The sequence below is a fragment of the Micromonospora sp. NPDC047548 genome (assembly GCF_040642975.1).
Lineage (GTDB): Bacteria > Actinomycetota > Actinomycetes > Mycobacteriales > Micromonosporaceae > Micromonospora.
This window is the reverse complement of sequence record NZ_JBEYTI010000008.1, coordinates 19,933-44,446: the sequence shown is the minus strand read 5'-3', so window position 1 is coordinate 44,446 and position 24,514 is coordinate 19,933. Positions and strand designations below refer to the sequence as shown.

20 protein-coding genes are annotated in these 24,514 nt (G+C 73.5%); 4 read left to right on the top strand and 16 right to left on the bottom strand.

The window, feature by feature from the left end; translation table 11 throughout:
* Window positions 1–23: 23 nt before the first annotated feature.
* From sepF to mraZ, 14 genes are all read right to left on the bottom strand, one after another.
* Window positions 24–716: a cell division protein SepF gene (sepF, locus tag ABZ807_RS11105; protein ID WP_357155312.1), complete on the bottom strand. Its 693-nt coding sequence runs from the start codon at window positions 714–716 to the stop codon at window positions 24–26.
* Between the two features lie 192 nt (window positions 717–908).
* On the bottom strand, window positions 909–1,655 hold the full coding sequence (locus tag ABZ807_RS11100) for a YggS family pyridoxal phosphate-dependent enzyme (RefSeq protein ID WP_357155310.1): 747 nt from the start codon (window positions 1,653–1,655) through the stop codon (window positions 909–911).
* A 9-nt stretch (window positions 1,656–1,664) separates the two neighbouring features.
* On the bottom strand, window positions 1,665–2,780 hold the full coding sequence (gene ftsZ / locus ABZ807_RS11095; RefSeq protein WP_357155309.1) for a cell division protein FtsZ: 1,116 nt from the start codon (window positions 2,778–2,780) through the stop codon (window positions 1,665–1,667).
* A 242-nt stretch (window positions 2,781–3,022) separates the two neighbouring features.
* On the bottom strand, window positions 3,023–3,841 hold the full coding sequence (locus tag ABZ807_RS11090; protein ID WP_357155307.1) for an FtsQ-type POTRA domain-containing protein: 819 nt from the start codon (window positions 3,839–3,841) through the stop codon (window positions 3,023–3,025).
* Window positions 3,838–5,325, bottom strand: coding sequence for a UDP-N-acetylmuramate--L-alanine ligase (murC, locus tag ABZ807_RS11085; RefSeq protein WP_357155305.1), 1,488 nt, complete (start codon window positions 5,323–5,325; stop codon window positions 3,838–3,840). Before murC ends, ABZ807_RS11090 begins: the two co-directional genes overlap by 4 nt.
* A 31-nt stretch (window positions 5,326–5,356) precedes the next feature.
* Complete coding sequence (murG, locus tag ABZ807_RS11080; protein WP_357155303.1) at window positions 5,357–6,463, bottom strand: undecaprenyldiphospho-muramoylpentapeptide beta-N-acetylglucosaminyltransferase; 1,107 nt, start codon at window positions 6,461–6,463, stop codon at window positions 5,357–5,359.
* A complete protein-coding gene (locus ABZ807_RS11075) occupies window positions 6,463–7,869 on the bottom strand; it encodes a putative peptidoglycan glycosyltransferase FtsW (RefSeq protein WP_357155591.1) in 1,407 nt (468 codons plus the stop codon). Before ABZ807_RS11075 ends, murG begins: the two co-directional genes overlap by 1 nt.
* A gap of 292 nt (window positions 7,870–8,161) precedes the next feature.
* On the bottom strand, window positions 8,162–9,295 hold the full coding sequence (mraY, locus tag ABZ807_RS11070; RefSeq protein ID WP_357155301.1) for a phospho-N-acetylmuramoyl-pentapeptide-transferase: 1,134 nt from the start codon (window positions 9,293–9,295) through the stop codon (window positions 8,162–8,164).
* A complete protein-coding gene (gene murF, locus ABZ807_RS11065; protein WP_357155300.1) occupies window positions 9,292–10,692 on the bottom strand; it encodes a UDP-N-acetylmuramoyl-tripeptide--D-alanyl-D-alanine ligase in 1,401 nt (466 codons plus the stop codon). The genes mraY and murF overlap by 4 nt, the downstream gene beginning before the upstream one ends.
* Window positions 10,689–12,251 (bottom strand): UDP-N-acetylmuramoyl-L-alanyl-D-glutamate--2,6-diaminopimelate ligase, encoded by a 1,563-nt coding sequence (locus tag ABZ807_RS11060; RefSeq protein WP_357155299.1) that lies wholly within the window; start codon window positions 12,249–12,251, stop codon window positions 10,689–10,691. The genes murF and ABZ807_RS11060 overlap by 4 nt, the downstream gene beginning before the upstream one ends.
* A 52-nt stretch (window positions 12,252–12,303) precedes the next feature.
* The gene (locus ABZ807_RS11055; RefSeq protein ID WP_357155297.1) at window positions 12,304–14,505 is read right to left on the bottom strand and encodes a penicillin-binding protein 2; all 2,202 of its coding nucleotides are present in this window, start codon (window positions 14,503–14,505) and stop codon (window positions 12,304–12,306) included.
* Window positions 14,506–14,507: 2 nt separating this feature from the next.
* On the bottom strand, window positions 14,508–15,077 hold the full coding sequence (locus ABZ807_RS11050; RefSeq protein ID WP_357155296.1) for a hypothetical protein: 570 nt from the start codon (window positions 15,075–15,077) through the stop codon (window positions 14,508–14,510).
* Complete coding sequence (gene rsmH / locus ABZ807_RS11045; RefSeq protein WP_357155589.1) at window positions 15,074–16,186, bottom strand: 16S rRNA (cytosine(1402)-N(4))-methyltransferase RsmH; 1,113 nt, start codon at window positions 16,184–16,186, stop codon at window positions 15,074–15,076. The genes ABZ807_RS11050 and rsmH overlap by 4 nt, the downstream gene beginning before the upstream one ends.
* A gap of 211 nt (window positions 16,187–16,397) precedes the next feature.
* The gene (gene mraZ / locus ABZ807_RS11040; protein ID WP_357155294.1) at window positions 16,398–16,829 is read right to left on the bottom strand and encodes a division/cell wall cluster transcriptional repressor MraZ; all 432 of its coding nucleotides are present in this window, start codon (window positions 16,827–16,829) and stop codon (window positions 16,398–16,400) included.
* 357 nt (window positions 16,830–17,186) lie between these two features.
* On the opposite strand from mraZ, the gene ABZ807_RS11035 reads away from it, so the two are divergent.
* The 3 genes from ABZ807_RS11035 to ABZ807_RS11025 are packed head-to-tail and all read left to right on the top strand — an operon-like array spanning window position 17,187 to window position 19,826.
* Window positions 17,187–18,434, top strand: a complete 1,248-nt coding sequence (locus ABZ807_RS11035; protein ID WP_357155587.1) for a MurT ligase domain-containing protein — start codon at window positions 17,187–17,189, stop codon at window positions 18,432–18,434.
* Window positions 18,424–19,146, top strand: coding sequence for a glutamine amidotransferase (locus tag ABZ807_RS11030; RefSeq protein ID WP_357155292.1), 723 nt, complete (start codon window positions 18,424–18,426; stop codon window positions 19,144–19,146). The genes ABZ807_RS11035 and ABZ807_RS11030 overlap by 11 nt, the downstream gene beginning before the upstream one ends.
* The gene (locus ABZ807_RS11025; RefSeq protein ID WP_357155290.1) at window positions 19,143–19,826 is read left to right on the top strand and encodes a VTT domain-containing protein; all 684 of its coding nucleotides are present in this window, start codon (window positions 19,143–19,145) and stop codon (window positions 19,824–19,826) included. Before ABZ807_RS11030 ends, ABZ807_RS11025 begins: the two co-directional genes overlap by 4 nt.
* 214 nt (window positions 19,827–20,040) lie before the next feature.
* Here ABZ807_RS11025 and leuS read toward each other — a convergent pair whose 3' ends face one another.
* The gene (leuS, locus tag ABZ807_RS11020) at window positions 20,041–22,881 is read right to left on the bottom strand and encodes a leucine--tRNA ligase (protein ID WP_357155288.1); all 2,841 of its coding nucleotides are present in this window, start codon (window positions 22,879–22,881) and stop codon (window positions 20,041–20,043) included.
* Window positions 22,878–23,039 (bottom strand): hypothetical protein, encoded by a 162-nt coding sequence (locus ABZ807_RS11015; protein WP_357155287.1) that lies wholly within the window; start codon window positions 23,037–23,039, stop codon window positions 22,878–22,880. The genes leuS and ABZ807_RS11015 overlap by 4 nt, the downstream gene beginning before the upstream one ends.
* Before the next feature lie 419 nt (window positions 23,040–23,458).
* Here ABZ807_RS11015 and ABZ807_RS11010 point away from each other — a divergent pair, with 419 nt between their 5' ends.
* Entirely contained in the window at window positions 23,459–24,514 is a 1,056-nt protein-coding gene (locus ABZ807_RS11010; protein ID WP_357155285.1) for a MoxR family ATPase, read from the top strand.

The following is a 24,514-nucleotide window of genomic DNA, read 5'->3' as shown; positions in this document are numbered from 1 at the left end:
CGACGTCCCTCGGTCAGGCGGACTTAACTCAGGCTGAAAAAGCCGCCCTCAGCGATCTTGGCCTTGTCCTCCGCGGTGACCTGGACGTTGGCCGGTGAGAGCAGGAACACCCGGTTGGTCACGCGCTCGATCGTACCGCGCAGCCCGAACGCGAGGCCGGCGGCGAAGTCCACCAGGCGGCGGGCGTCGGCCTCGTCCATCTCGGTGAGGTTGATGATCACGGGCACCCCGTCGCGGAAGTGCTCGCCGATGGTGCGCGCCTCGCGGTAGGTGGTCGGGTGCAGCGTGGTGATCTGGTAGCGCTGCTCCTCCTCGGCCACCACCACGCGCTCGCGCGGCTGGGTCTGCGGGGCCAGGGCGAGGTTGTCCCGGGTGTGGTAGGTCAGCGCGCCCGAGGTCTCCCCCGCGCCGGAGCGGGTGATCGACCGGACGCTGGACCGCTCGACACGCTCCGGACGGTCGTCGTCGCCCCGGTCCTCCAGGGCACGACCCGCGCCCCGCTCGCTCAGCCGGCCCCGCTCGCCGAGCCGCGGACGCGGCGCCGGCGGCTCCTCCGACTCGTCGTCATCGTCGTCGGCGAACTCCTCGGAGTACCGGCTCGACCGGTACCGCGAGTCGCGGTAGCCGGGCTTGTCGTAGCCGCCGTCGTCGTAGGCCCGCTCGTCGTCCTCCTCGACGAGACCGAGCCAGACCCCCGCCTTGCGCAGTGCACCCATCCCGCGCCCCTCCGTCCGCCGTGCGGCACGCACCCCCGTGCCGTGTCGCCTGATCACGAGTGGACAACCCATGCCCACCGGATCGGAGCGGCAATCCCCCGGCGGGCGATTCGCGGCCGCCCGCCGTGGCCCCCGACAACGGGACGCCGTTCCTGAACAACACAGATGTAATTTCCTTCTACCGCGGTCAGGCTACCGCAGCGTGGGACGCATTCCGAGCAACGCGCTGCCGACGCGGACATGTGTCGCGCCGTACGCGATGGCCGGTTCCAGGTCGCCGCTCATGCCCGCGGAGAGCGCCGTGGCCTCCGGGTGCCCGTCGCGGAAGCGCGCCGCCACCTCGGCGAGCCGGGCGAAGGCCCGCTCCGGCTCCCAGCCCACCGGCGCCACCGCCATCAGCCCGGCCAGCCGCAGCCCGCCGGCCCCGGCCAGCGCCTCGGCCACCGGGCCCAGGCCGCGGTCCGGATCGGCCGAGTCCGGCAGCGCGCCACCGCGCGCCGGGTCCCCGTCGATGCTGACCTGCACCAGCGCCTCCAGCGGCCGGTCCCGGCCGGCCGACGCGGCGGCGTCCAGGGCCCGGGCCAGCCGGACGCTGTCCACCGAGTGCACGACGTCGGCGTACCGGACCACCGAGCGGGCCTTGTTGCGTTGCAGCTGCCCGATGAAGTGCCAGCGGGCGGCCACCCCGGCCACGGCCACCTCGGCCGCCTTCGGGGCGGCCTCCTGGTCGCGGTTCTCCCCCATGTCAGTCACCCCGAGCCCGGCCAGCGCGACCACGTCGCCGGCCGGGTACGTCTTGGTCACCGCGATCATGGTGACCTCGGCACGGTCCCGTCCGGCGGCGGCGCAGGCGTCGGCGATCCGGGCGCGGACCCGGGCCAGCCCGGCCGCGAGTTCGGCACGCCGGTCGGGCCGTACCGTGGTTGGTTGATCGGTCATCGGCGGAACTCAGGAACCGTTCTTGAGGAAGTCGGGCACGTCCACGTCGTCGAAGAGCACCCGGCGCGGCGACTGCTGCGGGGCCGGCATGGTCGCCTGCGGGGCGACCGGCGGGTTGTGCGACGCCGGCTGGTTCTGGTTGGTCTTGCGCGGCGCCTCGGCCGCCTTGTACGCGGGCGCGCCGCCGTCGAAGCCGGCCGCGATGACGGTGACCCGCACCTCGTCGCCGAGCGCGTCGTCGATGACCGCGCCAAAGATGATGTTGGCATCCGGGTGGGCCGCGTCGGTGACCAGCTGGGCCGCGTCGTTGATCTCGAAGAGGCCGAGGTCGGAGCCGCCGGCGATGGAGAGCAGCACGCCCCGGGCGCCGTCCATGCTCTGCTCCAGCAGCGGGCTGGAGATGGCCGCCTCGGCCGCCTCCACCGCGCGGTTCTCGCCGCGGGCGCTGCCGATGCCCATCAAGGCACTCCCGGCACCGCTCATCACGCTCTTGACGTCGGCGAAGTCCAGGTTGATCAGACCCGGGGTGGTGATCAGGTCGGTGATGCCCTGGACACCGGACAGGAGCACCTGGTCGGCCGTGCGGAAGGCGTCCATCATGGAAATGTTGCGGTCGCCGAGCGCCAGCAGCCGGTCGTTCGGGATGACGATCAGCGTGTCGCACTGGTTGCGCAGCTCGTCTATGCCGGACTCGGCCTGCACCTGGCGGCGCTTGCCCTCGAAGGAGAACGGCCGGGTCACCACGCCGATGGTGAGCGCGCCGAGCTTGCGGGCGATGTTGGCCACCACCGGCGCGCCGCCGGTGCCGGTGCCGCCGCCCTCGCCGCAGGTCACGAAGACCATGTCGGCGCCCTTGAGCACCTCCTCGATCTCGTCGCGGTGGTCCTCGGCGGCGTTCTTGCCGACGTCCGGGTTGGCGCCGGCGCCGAGACCCCGGGTCAACTCCCGGCCGACGTCGAGCTTGACGTCGGCGTCACTCATCAGCAGCGCCTGCGCGTCAGTGTTGATCGCGATGAACTCGACGCCCTTGAGCCCAACCTCGATCATCCGGTTGACGGCGTTGACGCCGCCGCCACCGATGCCGACGACCTTGATGACCGCCAGGTAGTTGTGCGGAGGTGTCATCTCCGGTCCTTTCCCTTCGAGATTGGCATCGCCCCGACCGGGTACGGCGTGGCCAGACCGGCGGTCGACGACAGCTGTCACCACAGAGGATCAGAGGTAAACCCTCACCCTCTACTAGAGGCTCACAGTTATGTCAACCACTGATCCCCTTCGGGGCAACGTAAGCGCCCCCACGCCGAGAGCCAAGGACCTGCCCGGCGTGTCGCCACCCTTAGCGGGACGGCTCACGTTCCGATGCGGAATCACTTGAAGGTCACCACGTCAGGCGCGCTGACGTCGATCGTGTCGGCCTTGCGACCCAACAGCGCGGTGGCCACCCGCGCCTTGTCCAATCCCCGGGTCGCGTCGCCCCAGACGACCGTCCGGCCCCCGTGGAGGGTGAGGCTGATCCGGGCCAGACCCTCCACAGTGAGCTCGGAGAGCTCCGTGCGCAGCTGCGGGGTGAGCACCGCCAGCACCTCCAGCGCGGCCCGGGTGCCGGGGTCGCCCGGACCCGGGGTGGCCAGCCGGACCACCGGCAGGCCGTCCGGGGCGCTCGGCACCGTCCGGAACACCACCCCGTCGGCGTCGACCACCACGAACTGCCCGTCCCGCGGCACCGTGGCGACCCCGGTGCGCTCGACCACCGTCACCACCAGCGTGCCCGGCCAGTCCCGGGTCACCGTGGCCCGCTCGACCGGGGCGAGCGCGCCGATCCGGCGGGCGGTGGCGGCCAGGTCGACCCGGGCCAGCGGGACCCCGTCCGGCACCGCCGCCGCGTCCCGCACCTCGACCGGGGTGACCAGCTCCGCGCCGACCACGCGGACCTCGCGGACCCCGAACAGCCCGGTGCCGAGGATCGTCCAGGCGACCAGCGCGGCCACGGCCAGCACCCCGGCGGCCACCGCCCAGGGCAGGGCCGCCCGCATCCGCCGCTGCCGGGCCCGGGCCATGAACCGCCGGGTGGACGGCGGGACCGCGTCGCTGCCGGCCCGAACGAGCTGCCAGCGCCGGACCGGGCCGCGCCGGGAGCCGCCGCCGTCCGGGCCGGCGGTACGGCCCCGTGCCGGGCCCGGGCTCATCCGGCGGCGGAGGCCGCGCCGTCCGGGCCGACGGCCATACCGAGGGCCGTCGGGTCGGCGACGCCGGTCCGCGCGGCCAGGGCGTCGAGCAGCTGGTCGCCCATCAGCGAGATCGGCGGCGCACCCATGGTCACCACCACGTCGCCGGATCGGGCCCGCTTCGCCACCTCGATCGGCGCGTCCTCCCAGGAGTCGACGAAGACCTTCTGCCCCGCGGGCAGCGGCACCGCCTCGACCAGGGCGGCCGAGCCCTCCCCCGGCTGGCGCAGCTCACCCGGCCCGAAGACCTCCAGCAGCACCAGCTCGTCGGCGATGCCCAGCGCGGCGGCCATCTCCGCCTGGAGGTCCCGGGTGCGGTAGAGCCGGTAGGGCTGGAAGACCACGATCAGCCGGCCGTCCCCGGCCACCTCGCGCAGCGTCTGCAACGCCAACGTCATCGAGGTCGGGTGGTACGCGTACTCGTCGTAGACCAGCACGCCGTCGGCGACGCCCTTGCGCTCGAAGCGCCGGCGTACGCCGGGGAACGCGCCCAGCGCCGCCTCGGCCGCCTCGACCGGCAGCTCCAGCAGGTACGCGGCGAGCACCGCCGAGGCGCTGTTGAGCCCCATGTGCCGGCCGGGGATCGGCAGCCGGATCTCGCCCAGCGAACGGCCGTCGATCTCGGCCAGGTAGCGGACCCCCTGCGCCGAGGACGCCATCTCGCGCAGCCGCAGGTCGGCGTCGACCGACTCGCCGTAGGTGTGCACCCGGCGGCCCTCGGCGCGCAGCGTCTCGGCCAGCCGGCGGCCGCCCGGGTCGTCGGCGCAGGTGATGATGACACCGTCCGGGTCGGTGAGCCGGGCGAACTCGGCGAAGGCCGCCTCCAGGTTGGCCAGGTCGCCGTACGTGTTGAGGTGGTCCGCCTCGATGTTGGTGATGATCGAGACGTACGGGCGGTAGATCAGGAACGAGCGGTCGCTCTCGTCCGCCTCGACCACGAAGTACTCGCCGGTGCCGTGGTGCGCGCCGGAGCCGACCTCGGAGATCTCCCCGCCGATGACGAAGGACGGGTCCACCCCGGCCTGCTGGAGCACCATGGTGACCATCGAGGTGGTGGTGGTCTTGCCGTGGGTGCCGGCGACCGCCACCGTCCGGCGGCCGGTCATCGCCGCGGCGAGCGCCTCGGAGCGGTGCAGCACCCGCAGGCCGCGCCGGCGGGCCTCAACCATCTCCAGGTGGTCCTGCGGGATGGCGGAGGAGTAGACCACGGTGTCCACGCCGTCGAGGTTGGCCACCTCGTGGCTCATGTGGATCGTCCCGCCGAGCGCCCGCAGCCCGGCCAGGGACGGCCAATCGCGCAGCTCGCTGCCGGAGACCGGCAGGCCGCGGGTGAGGAAGAGCCGGGCCAGGCCGCTCATGCCGACCCCGCCCACCCCGATCAGGTGGATCCGACCCAGATCCTCCGCGGTGAGCGTGCCGGCCGGGGTGAACTGCGCGGTGTTCATTCCGAGTACCTTCCCGTCGCGGCGTGCCCACTCACCGGGCCACCGCCTCATAGACGAAGTTCAGCAGCGCGACGTCGCCGTCCCGCCGCCCGTACGCGGCCGCGGCGGCACCCATCGCGGCGAGCCGGCGAGGGTCCCGGACCAGCGGGATGACCGTCCGCTCCAGCCAGTCCGGGGTCAGCTCGGCGTCGTCGACGAGCAGCCCGCCGCCGGCCTCCACCACGGGCAGCGCGTTGCGCTTCTGCTCCTGGTTGCTGTGCGGGTACGGCACGTAGATGGCGGGCAGCCCGATGGCGGCCACCTCGGCGCAGGTCATCGCCCCGCCGCGGCCCAGCATCAGGTCGGCGGCGGCGTAGCCCAGCTCCATCTCGGACAGGTAGGGCAGCGCGACGTACGGCACCGGCAGGTCGGTGGGGATCGGCACCGGCTCGTTGCGCGCGCCCATCACGTGCAGCACCTGCACGCCGTTGCGGGCCAGCTCCTTGGCCGCGCCGGAGACCGCCAGGTTGATCGAGCGGGCGCCCTGCGAGCCGCCGGCGACGAAGAGCACCGGCAGGTCGGGGCGGAGCCCGAAGTGGGCCCGGGCGGCGTCGCGCAGGGCGTTGCGGTCCAGCCCGGCGATGCCGCGGCGCAGCGGCACGCCGACCACCCGGGCGTCGCGCAGCGACTCGGCCTGCGCCGGCTGGTGCGGGAAGCCCACCGCGACGTTCCTGGTGAACTTCATGCCGAGCCGGTTCGCCACGCCCGGCGGCACGTTCACCTCGTGGATGACGATCGGCAGCTCGCGGCGCCAGGCGGCGAGGTAGCCGGGGACGGAGACGTACCCGCCGAAGCCGACCACGACCTCGGCCCCCACCTCGTCGATCACCTTGCCCGCGGCGCGGGCCGCCTTCCACATCCGGTCCGGGGTGCGCACCAGGCTCATGTTGACCGAGCGGGGCAACTGGTACGCCGGGATCTGCCGCAGGTCGTAGCCGGCCGGCGGGATCAGCTCGTTCTCCAGGCCCTTCGGGGTGCCCAGGCAGGTGATCCGGACGCCCGGGTCGTGTCGGCGCAGGCAGTCGGCAAAGGCGAGCAGCGGGTAGATGTGCCCACCCGTGCCTCCTCCGCAGAGCACCACCGAACGCAGCGGACCCATCAGCGTCTCCTCTCGTTCGCCGTCCCGCCCCGGGTCCGGCCCTGCCGGCCGTCACGCGGTGCGGCCTGGTCGTCGGACCGCCGCGTTCGCGCCCGGGGCACGGACCCTCGGGCAGCCGGTGGCGGCGCCGGGCGGCGACGCCGGCCGGGAAGCGGCGGCAACGGGGCCCAGACTAGTCGGACCCACCGGGCCGGCGGACGGGCATGCAGGGCTCGGGCCGCGTCGGGCTCGGCGCGGGCGAACGAGGCGAGCATGCCGACCGCGGCGAGCGTCACCACCAGGGCGCTCCCGCCGTCGGAGATGAACGGCAGCGGGACGCCGGTCAGCGGCAGCAGACCGATCACGCCACCGATGTTGATCACCGCCTGGCCGACCAGCCAGGTGGTGACTGCGGCGGCGGCCAGTCGGCGGAACGGGTCGTCCACCCGGCGGGCGATGCGCAGCCCGGTGTAGGCCAGCACGGCGAAGAGCACCAGCACCACGGTGCAGCCCACCACGCCCAGTTCCTCGGCGATGATCGCGAAGATGAAGTCGTTGTGCGCCTCGGGCAGCCAGCCGAACTTGAAGCTGCTCTTGCCGAGCCCGACGCCGAACCAGCCGCCGTGCTCGATCGCATTGCGGGCCTGGACGATCTGGTAGCACCAGGTCTCGAAGCAGGTCGTCGGATCGGGGGGGTTGAAGAACAAGGTGAGGCGGGCCAGCCGGTAGTTCTCCTCGCCCCGGGCCCCGGAGCCGGCGCCGAGGGACGCCACCGCGACCAGCAGGCCGATCCCGAGCAGGCCGATCGCGGAGAGCGTGGCGAAGACGCGCATCCGCACCCCGGCCGCCCAGAGCAGACCGACCACCAGGGCCAGCAGGCAGAGCATGCTGCCCAGATCGTTGTAGCCGACCAGCACGAAGAGCAAGCCGACCACCGGGAAGAGCGGGGTGGCCAGCTCCTTCCACCAGCCCAGCGCGGCGCCCTTGCGGGCCAGCACGTGCGCGCCCCACAGCGCCAAGGCCAGCTTGGCCAGCTCGACGGGCTGCACCTGGACCGGCCCGAGGTAGAGCCAGAGCAGGTGGGCGCGGAGCGGGCCGACCGACTTGATTCGGAACAGTGACTCCAGCGCGACGAGCAGGTTGAGCAGGAGCAGGAGCACCACGGCCACCCCGAGCACCGGCCGGCCCAGGGCGCGGAAGCTCCGGGCGGGCAGCCGCTGGCAGGCCCAGAACGCGACGATGCCGATCACCGCGAAGATCGTCTGCTTGACCAGCGACGCCGAGGCGTCGCCGGCCTCGGCGTAGTCCTTGACGCTGGTCGCGGAGAAGACCATGGTCAGGCCGATCAGCAGCAGCAGGCCGGCGCTGGAGAGCAGCAGGTAGTAGGAGGCCAGCGGGCGGGCCAGCAGGCCGCGCAGCGCCGCCAGGCCGCCGGCCGCGTCCAGACCGGTGATCGCCGCCGGCGGGTCGGCGGTACGCCCCGCGCCCGCGACCCGCCGTGCCTGGGTCTCCGCCGTCGTCGTCGTGCCGGTGCCGCCTCGGTCCTCCCCCACGAGCCCATCATCGCCGCTTCGCCGGGCCCGTTCCCGCCGTTCGGCCCGGCCGGCGTGTCGGAATGCGCGACGGGGGCCCCTCAGCTGAGTGGGACCCCCGTGCGCGGCGTCGCGGCCCAGCCCGGGCTGGCCTCGGCCCGGCCCGGCCCGAGGCTGGCGTCGCGGCTCAGCTCATGCTGGCCAGGAAGTCGCTGTAGAACAGGCCGAGGGCGATGGCGACGCCGATCCCGGCGATGATCCAGAACCGCACCACGATGTTGACCTCGCTCCAGCCGGCAAGCTCGAAGTGGTGCTGCAGCGGCGACATCCGGAACACCCGCTTGCCGGTGGTCCGGAAGGAGATGATCTGGATCACCACCGACATGGTGATGATCACGAACAGCCCGCCGATGATCGGCAACAGCAGGATGGTCCGGGTGGACATCGCCATGCCGGCGATCAGACCGCCCAGCCCGAGCGCGCCGGTGTCGCCCATGAAGATCCGGGCCGGCGAGGTGTTCCACCAGAGGAAGCCGACGCAGGCCCCGGCCGCCGCCCCGGCGATCAGCGCGATCTCCAGCGGGTCCCGGACGGTGTAGCAGTAGTTGTTCGGGTTGGCGGTGTAGGTCGAGTCGGCGCACCAGTGCCGGTACTGCCAGAACGCGATCAGCGCGTACGCGGCGAGGACCATCACCGAGGCGCCGGTGGCGAGGCCGTCCAGGCCGTCGGTGAGGTTCACCCCGTTGGTCGCGGCCATCACCACGAAGATGAACAGGACGACCGCGCCGACCTTCGTCAGGTCCAGCGCCGGGATGTCCCGGATGAAGCTGAGCGTCGTGCTGCCCACCGTCTCCGCGTTGGTCCGGGCGCCCGACGCGTCGTACATGGTGCTCGGGAAGTAGAGCGCCACGACGCCGAAGATCGCCCCGACCAGGATCTGGCCGGCCAGCTTGCCGCGCTTGTTCAGGCCGCCGCTGTGCCGCTTGCGGACCTTCAGGAAGTCGTCGATGAAGCCGACCGCGCCGGAGAAGACCATCAGGCCGAGCAGCACCAGCGCGGTGATGGTCGGCTCCACCTGGGCGATCTGCGCGTCCGGCAGGGTGGTCAGCGCGAGGTGGCCGGCGACGTACGCGATCACCGTGGCCAGGATGAAGACCACGCCGCCCATCGTCGGCGTGCCCTTCTTGGTCTGGTGCATCGCCGGGCCCTCGGCCCGGATCGGCTGGCCCGCCTTGAGCCGGGTGAACACCTTGATCGCGATCGGGGTGCCGAGCAGCGAGACCAGGAACGCCACGCCGACGGCGATGATGACCGCCCTCATGCAGCGCCCTCGTTCCCGGCGGCGTCGGCGCGCAGCGCGTCGGCCACCTCCCAGGTGCGGTACCGGGAGCCCTTCACCAGGACCGCGTCGCCCGGTCGTAGCTCGCTGCGCAGCACCTCGACGGCCGCCGCCTGATCGGTGAGCAGCACCGACTCTCCTCCCCAGTCACTTACCGCTGTCGCGCCCTCGTGGATCGGCGCCGCCGGCTCGCCCACCACGAGCAGCCGGTCCACACCCAGCTCCGCCGCGAGCCGGCCGACCTCCCGGTGCCCGTCGCGTTCGAAGTCGCCCAGCTCGGCCATGTAGCCGAGCGCGGCAAAGATACGCCCCTCGCGGCGCAGGCCGGCCAGCGCGCGCAGCGCCACCGCCATCGACGCCGGGTTGGCGTTGTACGAGTCGTCGATCACGGTCACCCCGTCGGGCCGGTCGAAGACGTCCATCCGCCGGGTGGAGACCAGCCCCAGCTCGCCCAGGGCCACGGCCACCTCGGCCGGCGGCATCCCGAGCTCGCGGGCCACCGCCGCCGCGGCCAGCGAGTTGGAGACCTGGTGCCGGCCGGTCAGCCCGAGCCGCACCGGCGCGCTCCCCTCCGGGGTGACCAGGGTGTACGACGGCCGGCCCCGGTCGTCGAGGGTCACCTCGACCGCCCGGACGTCGGCGTGCGCCGCCTCGCCGTACCGGACCACCCGGGCGCCGGTGCGCGCCGCCATGGCGTCCACCAGCGGGTCGTCGGCGTTGAGCACGGCCAGCCCGTCGGCCGGCAGCGCCTCGACCAGCTCCCCCTTGGCCAGGGCGATGTTCTCCACCGAGCCGAACTCGCCGAGGTGCGCCACCCCGACGTTGAGCACCACGGAGATCCGCGGTGGCACCACGTCGCAGAGGTAGCGCACGTGCCCCACCCCGCGGGCACCCTTCTCCAGCACCAGGAACCGTGTCTCCGGCGTGGCCTGCAACGCCGTGTACGGGTGCCCCAGCTCGTTGTTGAACGAGCCGGGCGGGGCCACCGTCGGGCCGAGCCGGACGGTCACCTGGGCGATCAGGTCCTTGGTGGTGGTCTTGCCCGACGAGCCGGTCAGCCCGATCACGGTCAGCTCCGGCAGCCGGTCCACCACGGCGCGGGCCAGCCGGCCCATCGCGGTCAGCGCGTCGCCCACCAGCACCATCGGCACTCCGGGCACCTCGCGGGTGCCCAGCACCGCCACCGCGCCCGCGTCCACCGCGCGGGCCGCGTAGTCGTGCCCGTCGACCTTCTCCCCGGGGAACGCGACGAAGAACGCGCCGGCGGTGACCTTGCGCGAGTCGAACTCGACCGGGCCGGTGACCCGGGCGTCCGGGTCGGCGCCGACGAGGCGGCCGTCGACGGCCGAGGCGACCTCGGCCAGGCTCAGCGGGATCACCGTCGACCCGCCAGGTCCCCGAAGCGGGCGCCCAGCGCCTCCGCCAGCTCCACCCGGTCGTCGAACGGGTGCACCTCGCCACCGACCTCCTGGCCGCGCTCGTGCCCCTTGCCGAGCAGCGCCACCACGTCGCCCGGCTCGGCGAGCCGGACCGCCTCGGCGATGGCGGCCCGCCGGCCCGGGGCCTCGATGATCCGGGCGACCGTGCCGGCCGCGTACGCCCCGGCCAGCACCTCGGCCCGGATCGCGGCCGGGTCCTCGGTGCGCGGGTTGTCGTCGGTCACCAGCACCACGTCGGCGCCCTGGGCCGCGGCGGCGCCCATCACCGGCCGCTTGCCCCGGTCCCGGTCCCCACCCGCGCCGATCAGGCAGATCAGCCGCCCCGCGCTCAGCTCGCGCAGCGCTGCCAGGGCGGCCACGATGGCGTCGGACTTGTGCGCGTAGTCGACCACGCCGCGCACCGGACCGGCCGTGCTGACCAGCTCCAGCCGCCCCGGGACGCCGCCGCAGGCGGCCACCCCCTCGACGGCGGTCGCCGGGTCGACCCCCACGGCCACCAGGCTGGCGATGGCCAGCAGCGCGTTGGCCACGTTGTGTCGGCCGGGCAGCGCCACCCCGGCGGGCAGCACCAGGCCGGCGGGGCCGTGGACGGTGAAGCGCTGGGCGTACCCCTCGCCGCCGACCTCGTCGGCCCACCAGGTGGCGGCGCGGTCGCCGGCCGCCGAGTAGCTGACCGTGGCGGGCTTGAACAGCGGACGCAGCGCCGGGTCGTCGTGGTTGAGCATCTCGACCGCGCAGCGGCCGTCGAAGAGCCGCGCCTTGGCCGCGAAGTAGTCGGCCGAGTCGGCGTGGAAGTCGAGGTGGTCGGAGCCGAAGTTGGTGTAGCCGCCGACGGTGAACCGGACCCCGCCGACCCGCCCCATCGCCAGGGCGTGGCTGGACACCTCCATCACCACCGCGGTCACCCCGCGCTCGCGCGCGGCGGCGAGCATGGCGTGCAGGTCGGTCGCCTCCGGGGTGGTCCGCACGCTGTCGATCACCAGGTCGCCCAGCCGGGTCTCCACGGTGCCGATCAGGCCGGTGGTGTGCCCGGCGGCGCGCAGGCCGGACTCGACCAGGTAGGCGGTCGAGGTCTTGCCGGCGGTGCCGGTGATCCCGATCACGGTCAGCCCCGCGGTCGGGTCGCCGTAGACGGCGGAGGCGAGGTCGCCGAGCACCGCCCGGGGGTCGGGGACCACCAGGGCGGGCAGGCCGGCCGCGGCCACCTCGGCGGCGCCGGCCGGGTCGGTCAGCGCGGCCACCGCGCCGGCGGCCACGGCGGCGGCGGCGAACTCCGCGCCGTGCCGGCGGGCGCCGGGCAGCGCGGCGTACAGGTCGCCGGGGCGGACCTCCTGGCTGGCGTGGGTCGCCCCGGTCACCGCCACGTCGGCGGCACCCTCCGGCGACGCGACGGCGAGCCGGGCGGCGAGGTTGCCGAGCCGGACTCCGGGCACGGTACGGGGGCGTGGATTGCCGGGCACGGCGTCAGACCCTACCCGGTCGTCCGGTTCCGACCGCACAGCCGCCCCGGTGGTTCGTCCCCACCTACCGATGATGTCCCGCCGTGGCCGCTCAGCGCGGAAAGACCTCGAACTTGGGAGCCTTGCCGCCGGACGGGGGAACCCGGTAGTGCCGCAGCGTGAAACCCATCATCTCGCGGAAGGCGGGGGCGGCCACCGTGCCGCCCTCGCCGCCGGGGCTCCACACGAACACCGCCACCACGTACCGGGGCTTCTCCGCCGGGGCCATGCCGATGAACGAGCCGACCTCGCCGGGCTGTTTCTCGCCGTCGACCAGCCGCCAGCCGGTGCCGGTCTTGCCGGCCACCCGGTAGCCGGGCACCGCCGCGGCCACGCCGGTCGCCCCGTCCACGGTCGTCACCGCCTCCAGGATGGTGCGCAGCGCGGCGGCGTTCTGCGGGCTGAGCACCGGCCGGGTGACCGGCGGCTCGGCCGGTGTGCGCTTCCCGTCCCCCCCGATGACCTCCTTGATCAGGTGCGGCTGGACGTAGGTGCCGTCGTTGGCGATGGTGGCGTACGCGGCGGCCATCTGCAGGGGCGTGGCGTCCACGCTGTGCCCGATCGGCACCGACCCGTACGACGACTCGCTCCACTCGTCGGCGGGCAGCAGCCGCCCGGCGGCCTCTCCCGGCATCCCCTCGCCGGTGGCCGTCCCCAGCCCGAACCGCTTCTGGTAGTCGATCAGCCGGTCCTGGCCGAGCTTGTCGGCGATCTCGATGGTGCCGACGTTGGACGAGAAGGCCATCATCCCGGGCAGGCTCATCCGCCGGCCGTTCGCCGGGTGGGTGTCGGAGAAGGTCGTGTCGCCCTGGGTGATGGTGTTGGGGATGGGCAGGGTGGTGTCCGGGGTGATCACCCCCTCCTGCAACGCCGCGCCGAAGGTGATCGCCTTGTGCACCGAGCCCGGGTCGACCACGAAGCTGGTCGCCGCGTCCTCCCGGTCGGTCGGCCGGCTCGACCCCGGATCGGCCGCGTTGTAGCTGGGGTGGCTGGCCTGGGCCAGCACGTCGCCGGTCTTCACGTCCAGTGCCACCAGCGCGCCGACGCTCCCCTTGACCTGCGCCATCTGCCGCTTGAGCACCTGCTGCCCCTGGAACTGCAGGTCCCGGTCGATGGTGAGCATCAGCGAGCTGCCCGGCTTGGCCGGGGTGGTCTGGCTGTAGCCGCCGGGGATGGGCGCGTCCAGGTCGCCCTGCCCGGCCTCGTAGACCCGCTTGCCGTCCTGTCCCTGGAGCAGCTTGTCATAGCGCATCTCCAGGCCTTCCAGGCCGTTCATGTCCTGGCTGACGAAGCCGACCAGGTTGGCGGCCAGGTCGCCGCCGGGCACCTCGCGCCGCTCGTCGCGGTGGGTACCGATGCCCTCGAGGTCGAGCGCCTCGATCTGCTTGGCCTTGGCGATGTCGACGCCCCGGGCCAGGTACTGGAACTGCGAATTGCCGCGCCGCTTCATCTTCTCGGCCAGTTCGGAGGCGGGCACGCCGAGCAGCGGCGAGAGCAGCCGGGCGGTGGTCGCGCCGTCCTTGACCCGGGTTGGGTCGGCGAAGACGTACCGGGCCTCGACGCTGCGGGCCAGCGAGGCGCCGGTACGGTCGACGATCGCGCCGCGCGGGGCGGGCAGGTCGACCCGGGTGAGCCGGGAGTCGAGGCCGGCGCCCGCGTACGCCGGGGTGTCCACGGCCTGGATGAAGACCAGCCGGATGCCGATGGTGACGAAGAGCGCCAGGACCAGCATGGTGCCCAGCCGCAGCCGGCGGCGCGGCTCGGCCAGCTTCGGCGGCCGGCGCGGCTTGCGGGAGGGACGGCGGGCCGCCGGGCGGTCCGGCCGGCGCGGCGCGCGCCCGCCGGCGCGGCGACGCGGCGGCGTCAGCTCCTCCTCGTCGTCCGGCCAGGCCGGCCGGGCCGGGACGGTACGGATGACGCCGGCACGGGCGGCCGGTGCGGCGTCCCGCCGCCCGGCGCGCACCCCGGCCCGTCCGCCGTCGAGCACCTGCAACGCCGGGCGGAACGGGTCGCCGGAGCGGCCGGCCCGGGGGGTACGCCGCTGGCCGGCCCGCTCCTCGCGGCCGCCGGCCCGGTCCTCGCTGCTCTCCCGGATGGTCCGGCCCCTGGGCGTGTACGCCCGGGCGTCGGAGATCCCGCCGACGCCCGGCTCGCCGGCGCGCGGGTCCCCGCCCCGGCCGGCCCCGGCCCGGGACGGGCCGCGCCGGGAGCCCGTGGTGGGGTCCCGGCGCGGTTCGTCCGATCTCGGCGGCACTGCTATCCCCCGTTGCCCTGCTGGCTGGTGATCGCCGGCTGCCCGTTGGCGGGCTGCGGCACGCCGATCATCCGGCCGTCCGGCAGCCGGATGTAGGCCGGCTCATCGGCCTTGACCAGGCCGAGCTTGAGCGCCTCGGCGGTCAGGTTGCCCGGCTCCTGAGCCAACTCGATCTGCTTGTTCAGCTGCTGCTCGTCCACGTCGAGGCCGGCCTGCTGCTGCTGGAGCTGCTGGAGCTTGAAGGCGTTCTCGTTGATCTTCGTGTTGACGGCCAGGATGCCCAGCACCCCGCCGACGACCAGCACCACGATCAGCGCCGCGAACGGCGCCTGCGGCACCCGCACCGGCGGCGGCGGCGCGACCCGCAGCCGGGGCGTACCGGCCGTGGTGGCGGCGACCTTCTCGGCCGGCCGCAGCGCGGCGCTGCCCTGGGTCGGGAACTCGCGCGCCCCCCGGGCGCGAGTCTCCTCCTGCCGGCCGGCGCGCGTGGTGTACTGCGCCGCGGTCCGGCCCCCCGACCGCGGTGCGCGCTGCCCGACGGCCTCCCGGCCGTCGCGCTTGTTGACGTTCATGTTCCCTCCCCCTCTTCGTCCGTCCCTCTGCCGTCCCCCGGCGTCGACTCCGGGTCCACTGTGGAACCCGGTGTCGACCCCGTCCCCGGTTGGTGCATCGCCTTGACCCGGCGGCGGTACCGTTCGCGGTCGGTCCGCCCCTGCTGCCCGGCGGTCGGGTCGAGTCGTTCCGCGGCCCGCAGGCGCACCGAGGCGGCGCGCGGGTTCACGGCGACCTCCGCCTCCCCGGGAAGCTCGGCACCCCGGCTGAGCAGCCGGAACGTCGGGCCCGACCCGGGAAGTTCCACCGGGAGGTCGACCGGGCCCTTGCTGCGGACCCGGTCGGCGAGCGCGTGCTTGGTGAGCCGGTCCTCCAGCGAGTGGTAGGACAGGACCACCATGCGGCCGCCCACGTTGAGCGTGTCGAGAGCGGCTGGCAGCGCCGTCTCCAGCGCTGCCAGCTCCCTGTTTACCTCGATCCGTAAAGCCTGAAACGTCCTCTTGGCCGGGTGTCCCCCGGTTCGTCGGGCTGGTGCCGGAATGCTCTCCCTGACCAGCTCGGCCAACCGGGCCGAGGAGGTGATCCGGCCCCGCTCGCGCTCCCGGATGATCGCCGAGGCGATCCGCCCGGCGAACTTCTCCTCGCCGTAGACCCGCAGCACCCGGGCCAGGTCCGGGTGGGCGTAGGTGTTGACCACCTCCTCGGCGGTCACCCCCCTGGTCTGGTCCATCCGCATGTCCAGCGGCGCGTCCTGGGCGTACGCGAACCCGCGGTCGGGCGCGTCCAGCTGCAACGAGGAGACCCCGAGGTCAAACAGGATCCCGTCGATGCCCGGGTAGCCGAGCCGCGCCAGCACCTCGGGCAGCTCGTCGTAGACGGCGTGCTCCAGGTGGATCCGGTCGGCGAAGCGGGCCAGCCGGACCCGCGCGTGGGCGAGGGCCTCGGTGTCCCGGTCCAGGCCGATCAGCACCGTGTGCGGGTGCCGTTCCAGCACCGCCTCGGCGTGCCCGGCCAGCCCCAGCGTCGCGTCGACGTGCACCGTCCGGCCGCCCCGGTCCAGCGCGGGGGCCAGCAGCTCGAGACACCTCTCGAGCAGCACCGGCACGTGCGTGCCGCGTAGCTCCCCCATGTCGACCCCCATTGGTTGAAACGTTCCGTTCGGTCCTGCGACCCTGCTCGTCGGACGACGCCGTGCCGTCGTACCGCCAGATCCCCATCCGCTCCCGCTTCACCTCCCGGGCCGCGGCCCCGGAGACTGATCGTGCGCCTGGCACCGGGGAAGGGGTGCCAGGAACTCGAAAGCGGCTGGAGATCTCGCAGTACGTCGGGCGTCGCCCGCCCTACAGGCCGCCGGGCAGCACCCCCTCCTCGATGTCGGCGAAGTCGTCTTCGCTCTCCGCGAGGTAGGTCTCCCAGGCCGCCTTGTCCCAGATCTCCACCCGGGTGCTCGCCCCGATCACCACCAGCTCCCGGTCGAGCGCGGCGTACGACCGGAGGTGGGCCGGGATGGTGACCCGCCCCTGTTTGTCGGGGACCTCGTCGTGCGCGCTGGCGAAGAAGACCCGGCTGTAGGCCCGGGCCGCCTTGTGCGTCATGGGCTGCGCGCGCAACTGGTCGGCGATCCGCTGGAACTCGGGCGTGGGGAAGACATAGAGGCAGCGATCCTGCCCTTTGGTGATCACGACACCCCCCGCCAGCTCGTCCCGGAACTTCGCCGGGAGGATCAACCGGCCTTTGTCGTCCAGGCGTGGGGTGTGGGTGCCGAGGAACATCGGCCCTACCCCCCTCGCCCTTTAGCGGCATTCGCGGTGCCGCTGACCCCCCGGGCCGGTGGGCCCTCCCGGCCTCACCATCGCGCCCCACTCTACTCCACTTCCCTCCACCTGCAACCGGAAACGCCCGCGTGGCGCGTCGCCGTCCTAGGCAAAAGAGCACGTCAAAAGGGGTGGAGCGGAGTGGAGGGCCGGAGCACCCCCCGCGCCGCGTCCGCTACCCGACATAGATCGACTCCGTCCGGCGGAGCGCGGGGCGACCGGACGCCCGGCCGGAACCGGCCGAACGGTTCGCCGTCGGCGGCGATCTGGCGGGCGTGCGGGTCCGGTAACCTCGCTCGGGTGACGGACGCGAAGATGCCCCTGCGGGCAAAGGTGGCCAGCTCGGTGTCGCGGACCGCCGCGGCGCTGTCGCGGGCCGCCGGCCGGGGCGACGGCTCGGTGATCGGCGGCTGGATCGGGCTGAAGATCGACCCCGACCTGCTGGCCCACCTCTCCGCCGGCCGCGCCATCGCGCTGGTCTCCGGTACCAACGGCAAGACCACCACCACCCGACTCGCCGCCGCGGCCGTCGGCGTGCTCGGCCGGGTCGCCACCAACTCCTTCGGCGCCAACATGCCGACCGGCCACACCTCCGCGCTGGCCAAGGCCGGCAGCACCCCGTACGCGGTGCTGGAGGTGGACGAGCACTACCTCGCGCAGGTGCTGGAGGCCACCGAGCCGCACGTCGTGGCGCTGCTCAACCTCTCCCGCGACCAGCTGGACCGGGCCAAGGAGGTCGCCATGATGGCGCAGCTCTGGCGCGCCGCGCTGGTCCGGCACGCCGACGTGCGGGTGGTGGCCAACGCCGACGACCCGCTGGTGGTCTGGGCGGCCACCCCACCGGGCGACCCGGCCCGGGGGATCAACCCGCCGCACGTCACCTGGTTCAGCGCCGGCCAGCGCTGGCACGACGACTCCTGGGTCTGCCCCGAGTGCGGCTCCACCATCCAGCGTTCCGGGGAGCGGTGGTGGTGCACCGGCTGCCCGCTGCGCCGGCCCGAGCCGCAGTGGACCGTGGACGACGACGGCGTCCTCGACCCGACCGGCGCCTGGCACAAGGTCAAGCTCCAACTCCCCGGCAAGGTCAACGTCGGCAACGCCGCGACCGCGCTGGCCGTCGCCGCCGAGTTCGGCGTCCGGCCCGTGGACGCGGTGCTCCAGCTCGGCACCGTCGCCTCCGTCGCGGGCCGCTACGCGCAGGTCGACCGGGACGGGCGCAACATCCGGCTGCTGCTGGCCAAGAACCCGGCCAGCTGGCTGGAGGCGTTCGACATGGCCGACGAGGCGCCCACCCTGCTCTCCATCAACGCCCGCGACCCCGACGGGCTGGACACCTCCTGGCTCTTCGACGTCGACTTCGCCCCGCTGCGCGGCCGGCAGGTGCTGATCACCGGCGACCGGGCGTACGACCTGGCGGTCCGGCTCGACGTCAACGGCGTGCCCTTCCAGCACGTGCGGACGTTCAACGAGGCGGTCCGGGCGGTCCCGCCGGGCCGGCTGGAGGTCATCGCGAACTACACCGCCTTCCAGGACATCCGAGCGGAGTTGGACCGTGTCAACTGAGAGCCTGCGCATCGTCTGGATCTACCCCGACCTGCTCTCCACCTATGGCGACCGGGGCAACATGCTGATCCTGGCCCGCCGGGCGCAGCTGCGCGGGATGCCGGTCGAGGTGCTGGAGGTCCGCTCGGACCAGCGGCTGCCCGCCACCGCCGACGTCTACCTGATCGGCGGTGGCGAGGACGGCCCGCAGGCGCTCGGCGCCCAGCGGCTGCTCGCCGACGGTGGCCTGCACCGGGCGGTCGCCCAGGGCTCGGTGGTCTTCGGCGTCTGCGCCGGCTACCAGCTCCTCGGCACCTCCTTCTTCGCCAAGGGCACCAGGTACGCCGGGCTGGAACTGCTCGACCTCTCGTCCGACCGCGGCCCCACCCGGGCCGTCGGCGAACTGGCCGGCGAGATCGACCCGCGGCTGGGCGTACCGGCCCTGTCCGGGTTCGAGAACCACGGCGGGCGGACCCACCTCGGCCCCGGCGTCTCGCCGCTGGCCCGGGTCACCGCCGGGGTGGGCAACGACGGTGCCACCGAGGGCGCCTGGCGCGGCAAGCTGCTCGGCACGTACTCGCACGGGCCGGCGCTGGCCCGCAACCCGGCCCTGGCCGACCTGCTGCTGCGCTGGGCCACCGGGGTGCACCAGCTCCCGCCGCTGGACGACACCTGGGCCGACCGGCTCCGCTCCGAGCGCCGCGCCGCGGTGGCCGCCGCCGACCGGGCATGATCCCCGCCGGCCGGCGGCTGCTCGGGCAGCCGTCGGCGCGACGCTTCGCCCTGCTGCTGCTCCTGCTCGCCGGGTTCGGGGTGCTGCTGCTGGTGGCGCCCCGACCCGACGTCGCCCAGCTGCCGCAGCTCGCCGCCGCCCTCGACGGGTACGCCCCGGTCGCGGCGATCGTCGCCGGGGCGCTGCTCCTGGTGGCGCTGGTCCCCCGCACCTTCGTCACGCTCGCGTCCGGCGCCATCTTCGGCCCGCTGGAAGGCGCCGCGTACGCGCTCGGCGCGGCCCTGCTCGCCGCGGCGATCGGCTTCGCCGTCGGCCGGGTGCTGGGCCGGGAGTTCGTCGCGGAACGGGTGCGGGGCCGGCTGGCCCGGCTCGACGGCTGGTTCAGCCGGCAGAGCGTGATCGGGGTGGTCACCGTCCGGCTGCTGCCCATCGCCGGCTTCGGCCTGGTCAGCTACGGCTACGGCACCACCGGCGCGCGGGTGCTGCCGTACCTCGTCGGCAGCGTGATCGCCTCCGCCCCGACCGCGTTCGGGTACGCCGCGATCGGCGCGGCGGTCAGCTCGCCGGGCGGCGTCAACTGGTACGCCGCCGCCCCCGCCGGCCTCGGCCTGATCGCCAGCGCGGTGCTGATCTACCGCTGGTGGCGCACCGAACAGCAGCGCCGGCGCGGCCCCGCCTGACGGACTCGGCGTGTCGCGGCCCGGGAGGGCACCGGCCCGGCGAGCGTGATACCTGAGAGGCATCTTTGTTCCTCTCAGGTATCACGCTCGTCGCGGTGCCCGGATCCACGGGCATCACGCTCCGTGTCTGGCTGACCGGTACGCCGGCCCATTCGTCGCGATGACCACGGTTCATCACCGCACACCCTGACCCGCCGAGGAAGGACAGGCGGGGTCAGGCGACGACGGAGACCATCCGGCCCTTCACCACGATGACCTTGCGGGGCTCCTTGCCGGCCAGCGAACCCGCGACCGCCTCCAGCGCCGCCGCCCGGACGTCGTCCTCGGACGCGTCGGCGGGCACCTCGACCCGGCCCCGGACCTTGCCGTTGATCTGCACCGGGTACGTCACCGTCTCGGCGACCAGCAGCGCCGGGTCGGCGGTCGGAAAGTCCGCGTACGTCAGCGAGGCCTCGTGCCCCAGCCGCCGCCACAGCTCCTCGGCCACGTGCGGGGCGAACGGCGCCAGCATCAGCACCAGTGGCTCGGCCACCTCGCGCGGGGTCTCCGACAGCCGGGTCAACCCGTTGGTCAGCTCGATCAGCTTGGCGATCGCGGTGTTGAACCGGATCGCCTCCATGTCGCCGCGGACCCCGTCGACGACCTTGTGCAGCAGCCGGCGGGTCGCCTCGTCGGCCGGCGCGTCGGTGACCCGCAGCGCGCCGGTCTGCTCGTCGACGACCGCCCGCCAGACCCGCTGCAGGAACCGGTACGACCCGACCACCGCCCGGGTCTCCCACGGGCGGGACACCTCCAGCGGACCCATCGACATCTCGTAGACCCGGAACGTGTCCGCGCCGTACGCGGAGCACATCTCGTCCGGGGTGACGACGTTCCGCAGGGACTTGCCCATCTTGCCGTACTCGCGGTTGACCTGGGTGTCGCCCAGGTAGAAGCCACCCTCGCGCTCGGTCACGTCCTCGGCCGGCACGTACCCGCCCCGGGCGTCGGTGTACGCGTACGCCTGGATGTAGCCCTGGTTGAACAGCTTGCGGAACGGCTCGAACGAGGAGACGTGGCCCAGGTCGTACAGCACCTTGTGCCAGAACCGGGCGTACAGCAGGTGCAGCACGGCGTGCTCGGCGCCGCCGACGTACAGGTCGGTGCCCCCGCAGTCACCCGCGCCGCGCGGCCCCATCCAGTACCGCTCGTTCTCCGCGTCGACGAACCGCTCGGAGTTGGTCGGGTCCAGGTAGCGCAGCTCGTACCAGCAGGAGCCGGCCCACTGCGGCATCACGTTGGTCTCGCGGGTGTAGCGCTTCGGACCGTCGCCCAGGTCCAGCTCCACCTCGACCCAGTCGCTCCGGCGCGACAGCGGGGTCTCCGGGTTGCTGTCGGCGTCCTCCGGGTCGAACGTCCGCGGCGAGAAGTCGTCCACCTCGGGCAGCTCGACCGGCAGCATCTCCTCCGGCAGCGCGATGGCGGCACCGGTTTCGTCGTACACGATGGGGAACGGCTCGCCCCAGTAGCGCTGCCGGGAGAACAGCCAGTCGCGCAGCCGGTAGGTCACCGCGCCGGCGCCGTGCCCGTTGGCCTCCAGCCACTCGATGATCCGGGCCTTGGCCTCGACCACCCCCAGGCCGTTCAGGTCCAGGCCGCGGTCGGGCGCGGCGCTGTTGAAGGCCTGGCCGTCCCCGGTGTACGCCTTGCCGTCGAAGCCCTCCGACGGCTGCACGGTCCGCACGATCGGCAGGTCGAAGACCTCGGCGAACGCCCAGTCCCGCTCGTCCTGGGCCGGCACCGCCATGATCGCGCCGGTGCCGTAGCCGGCCAGCACGTAGTCCGCGATGAAGATCGGGATCTGCCCGCCGGTGACCGGGTTGACGGCGTACGCGCCGACGAAGACGCCGGTCTTCTGCCTCGTGTCGGCCTGCCGCTCGACGTCGGTCTTGGCTGCCGCCGCCTTCCGGTACGCCTCGACCGCCGCGCGCGGGTTGGCGTGCCCGCCGGTCCACGCGTCCCGGGTCCCCTCCGGCCACGCGGCCGGCACCAGCGCGTCGACCAGCTCGTGCTCCGGGGCCAGCACCATGTAGGTCGCACCGAAGACGGTGTCCGGTCGGGTGGTGAACACCCGGATCGGGTCCAGGGTGGTGGGGAAGTCGATGTGCGCGCCGGTGGAGCGGCCGATCCAGTTGCGCTGCATCAGCTTGATCGGCTCGGGCCAGTCCAGGGTGTCCAGGTCGTCCAGCAGCCGGTCGCCGTACGCGGTGATCCGCATCATCCACTGCTTCAGGTTGCGCTTGAAGACCGGGAAGTTGCCCCGCTCGGAACGGCCGTCGGCGGTGACCTCCTCGTTGGCCAGCACGGTGCCCAGCCCCGGGCACCAGTTCACCGGGGCCTGCGAGATGTACGCCAGCCGGTGATCGTCGACGATCTTCCGCCGCTCGGCCACGGTCAGTTCGGCCCAGGGGCGGCCGTCCGGGGTGGGCCGGTTGCCTCCCTCGAACTCGGCGATCAGCTCGGCGATCGGCCGGGCCTTCCTCGCCTCCCGGTCGTACCAGGAATTGAAGATCTGCAGGAAGATCCACTGGGTCCAGCGGTAGAAGTCGGTGTCGATGGTGGCCACCGAGCGGCGCTCGTCGTGGGCCAGCCCCAGCCGGCGCAGCTGCGCCTTGTACCGCTCGATGTTTTGCTCGGTAGTGGTCCTGGGGTGGGTGCCGGTCTGCACCGCGTACTGCTCGGCGGGCAGGCCGAACGCGTCGAAGCCCATCGCGTGCAGCACGTTGCGCCCGGCCATCCGCTGATAGCGGGCGAAGCAGTCGGTGCCGATGTAGCCCAGCGGGTGGCCGACGTGCAGGCCGGCACCCGACGGGTACGGGAACATGTCCAGCACGTACAGCTTCTCCGCGCCCGCCCGCGGGTGGTCCGGGTCGGCCAGCGGGCCGGTCGGGTTCGGGGCGTGGAAGGTGCCCTCGCGCGCCCAGACGTCCTGCCACCGGTGCTCGATCTCGTCGGCCAGGGCCGCGGTGTACCGGTACGGAGGGATGTCGCCCGCTGGTACGGCTGCCTCACTCATGGCGTCTCCTCGCTTCGCTCGTCGCCGCCGGCCGTGCCGCGACCGGGCTGGGTGCTGACCTCGCTCGGCGTGGTCAATAGTCGGTATGGGGAGTGGATCCGCTCGCCGTGCCCGCCGGGCCGGCCGGCCCGGGTCACCCGCCGGCCGACGGAGGGCACAAAAAAGCCCCTCGCGCAGGAGGGGCCGCCGTGCTGTCGCGCGTCAGCGCATCAGCACGGCCCGGTAAGAAGCAGGAAGACTCCGACCATGACCGGCAGTGTACCCCGCCCCGCAGTCGCGCATGTCGCCCGCCGCCACGGGTCGGGACGGGCGGGCCGCCACCACCCGTGCCGCGACCCTCCGCCGGTGCCCATTGTGATCATGTCGGGCACCGACAGCGACCGTCAGGTCCCCCGTCCCGGCGAATATTCGGGGCGTAACCGACCGTCTGTCGGCAAGGGGCGGCAGCGGCGAGAAACATGGTTAGCCTGAGAGGCCAGTGAGATTTCTGCGGCAGACGTGGCTCGGCGTCGCGAACCCAACGGCGGGTCCAGGTGCTCTATACAGAGCTGCCGTTCCGGCGACGAGGAGGAGGCCCGTGACACAACAGACCTGGGACGAGGTGGGCGGCATGTTGCCGCACGACGAGTTCCGCGCCGCCAGCGAAGCCATCGTGGCCAACATCGAGCAGGTCATCGAAGGCAAGACCGCGACCGTGCGCCTCGCCTTGGCCGTCCTCCTCGCCGAGGGGCACCTGCTAATCGAGGACGTGCCCGGGGTCGGCAAGACCAAGCTGGCCAAGGCCCTGGCCCGCTCGATCGACTGCTCGGTCCGCCGCATCCAGTTCACCCCCGACCTGCTGCCCAGCGACGTCACCGGGGTCAGCGTCTACAACCAGGAGACGCACGACTTCGAGTTCCGCCCGGGCGCGGTCTTCGCCAACCTGGTGGTCGGCGACGAGATCAACCGGGCCTCGCCGAAGACCCAGTCCGCGCTGCTGGAGTGCATGGAGGAGCGGCAGGTCACCGTCGACGGCGTCACCTACCAGCTCCAGACGCCGTTCATGGTGATCGCCACCCAGAACCCGATCGAGATGGAGGGGACGTACCCCCTGCCGGAGGCTCAGCGCGACCGGTTCACCGCCCGGATCGCCATGGGCTACCCGGACGCCGGCGCCGAGCTGGCCATGCTGGACGGTCACGGCGCCACCGACCCGCTGCAGGAGCTGCGCCCGGTTTCCGACGCCGCGACCGTGCGCCAGCTGATCGCCACGGTCCGCCAGGTGCACGTCGCGGATGCCATCAAGCAGTACGCGGTGGATTTGGTCACCGCCACCCGCGAGGCCCCCGACCTGCGCCTCGGCGCCTCCCCGCGGGCCACCCTGCAGCTGCTGCGCACCGCCCGTGCGGTCGCCGCGCTGGAGGGCCGCGACTACGTGCTCCCCGACGACCTGCAGGCCCTCGCGGTGCCGGTGCTGGCGCACCGGATCATCCCCACCCCCGACGCCCAGCTGGCCCGGCGCACCACCGACGCGATCGTCTCCGAACTGGTGCACCGGCTGGCCCTGCCGCAGGAGCGCAGGCGCACCCCGTACGACACGCCGCGGCCCGCCCCGGGCAACGGTCGCGGGCCGTACGAGCCGCGGAGGCCCTGA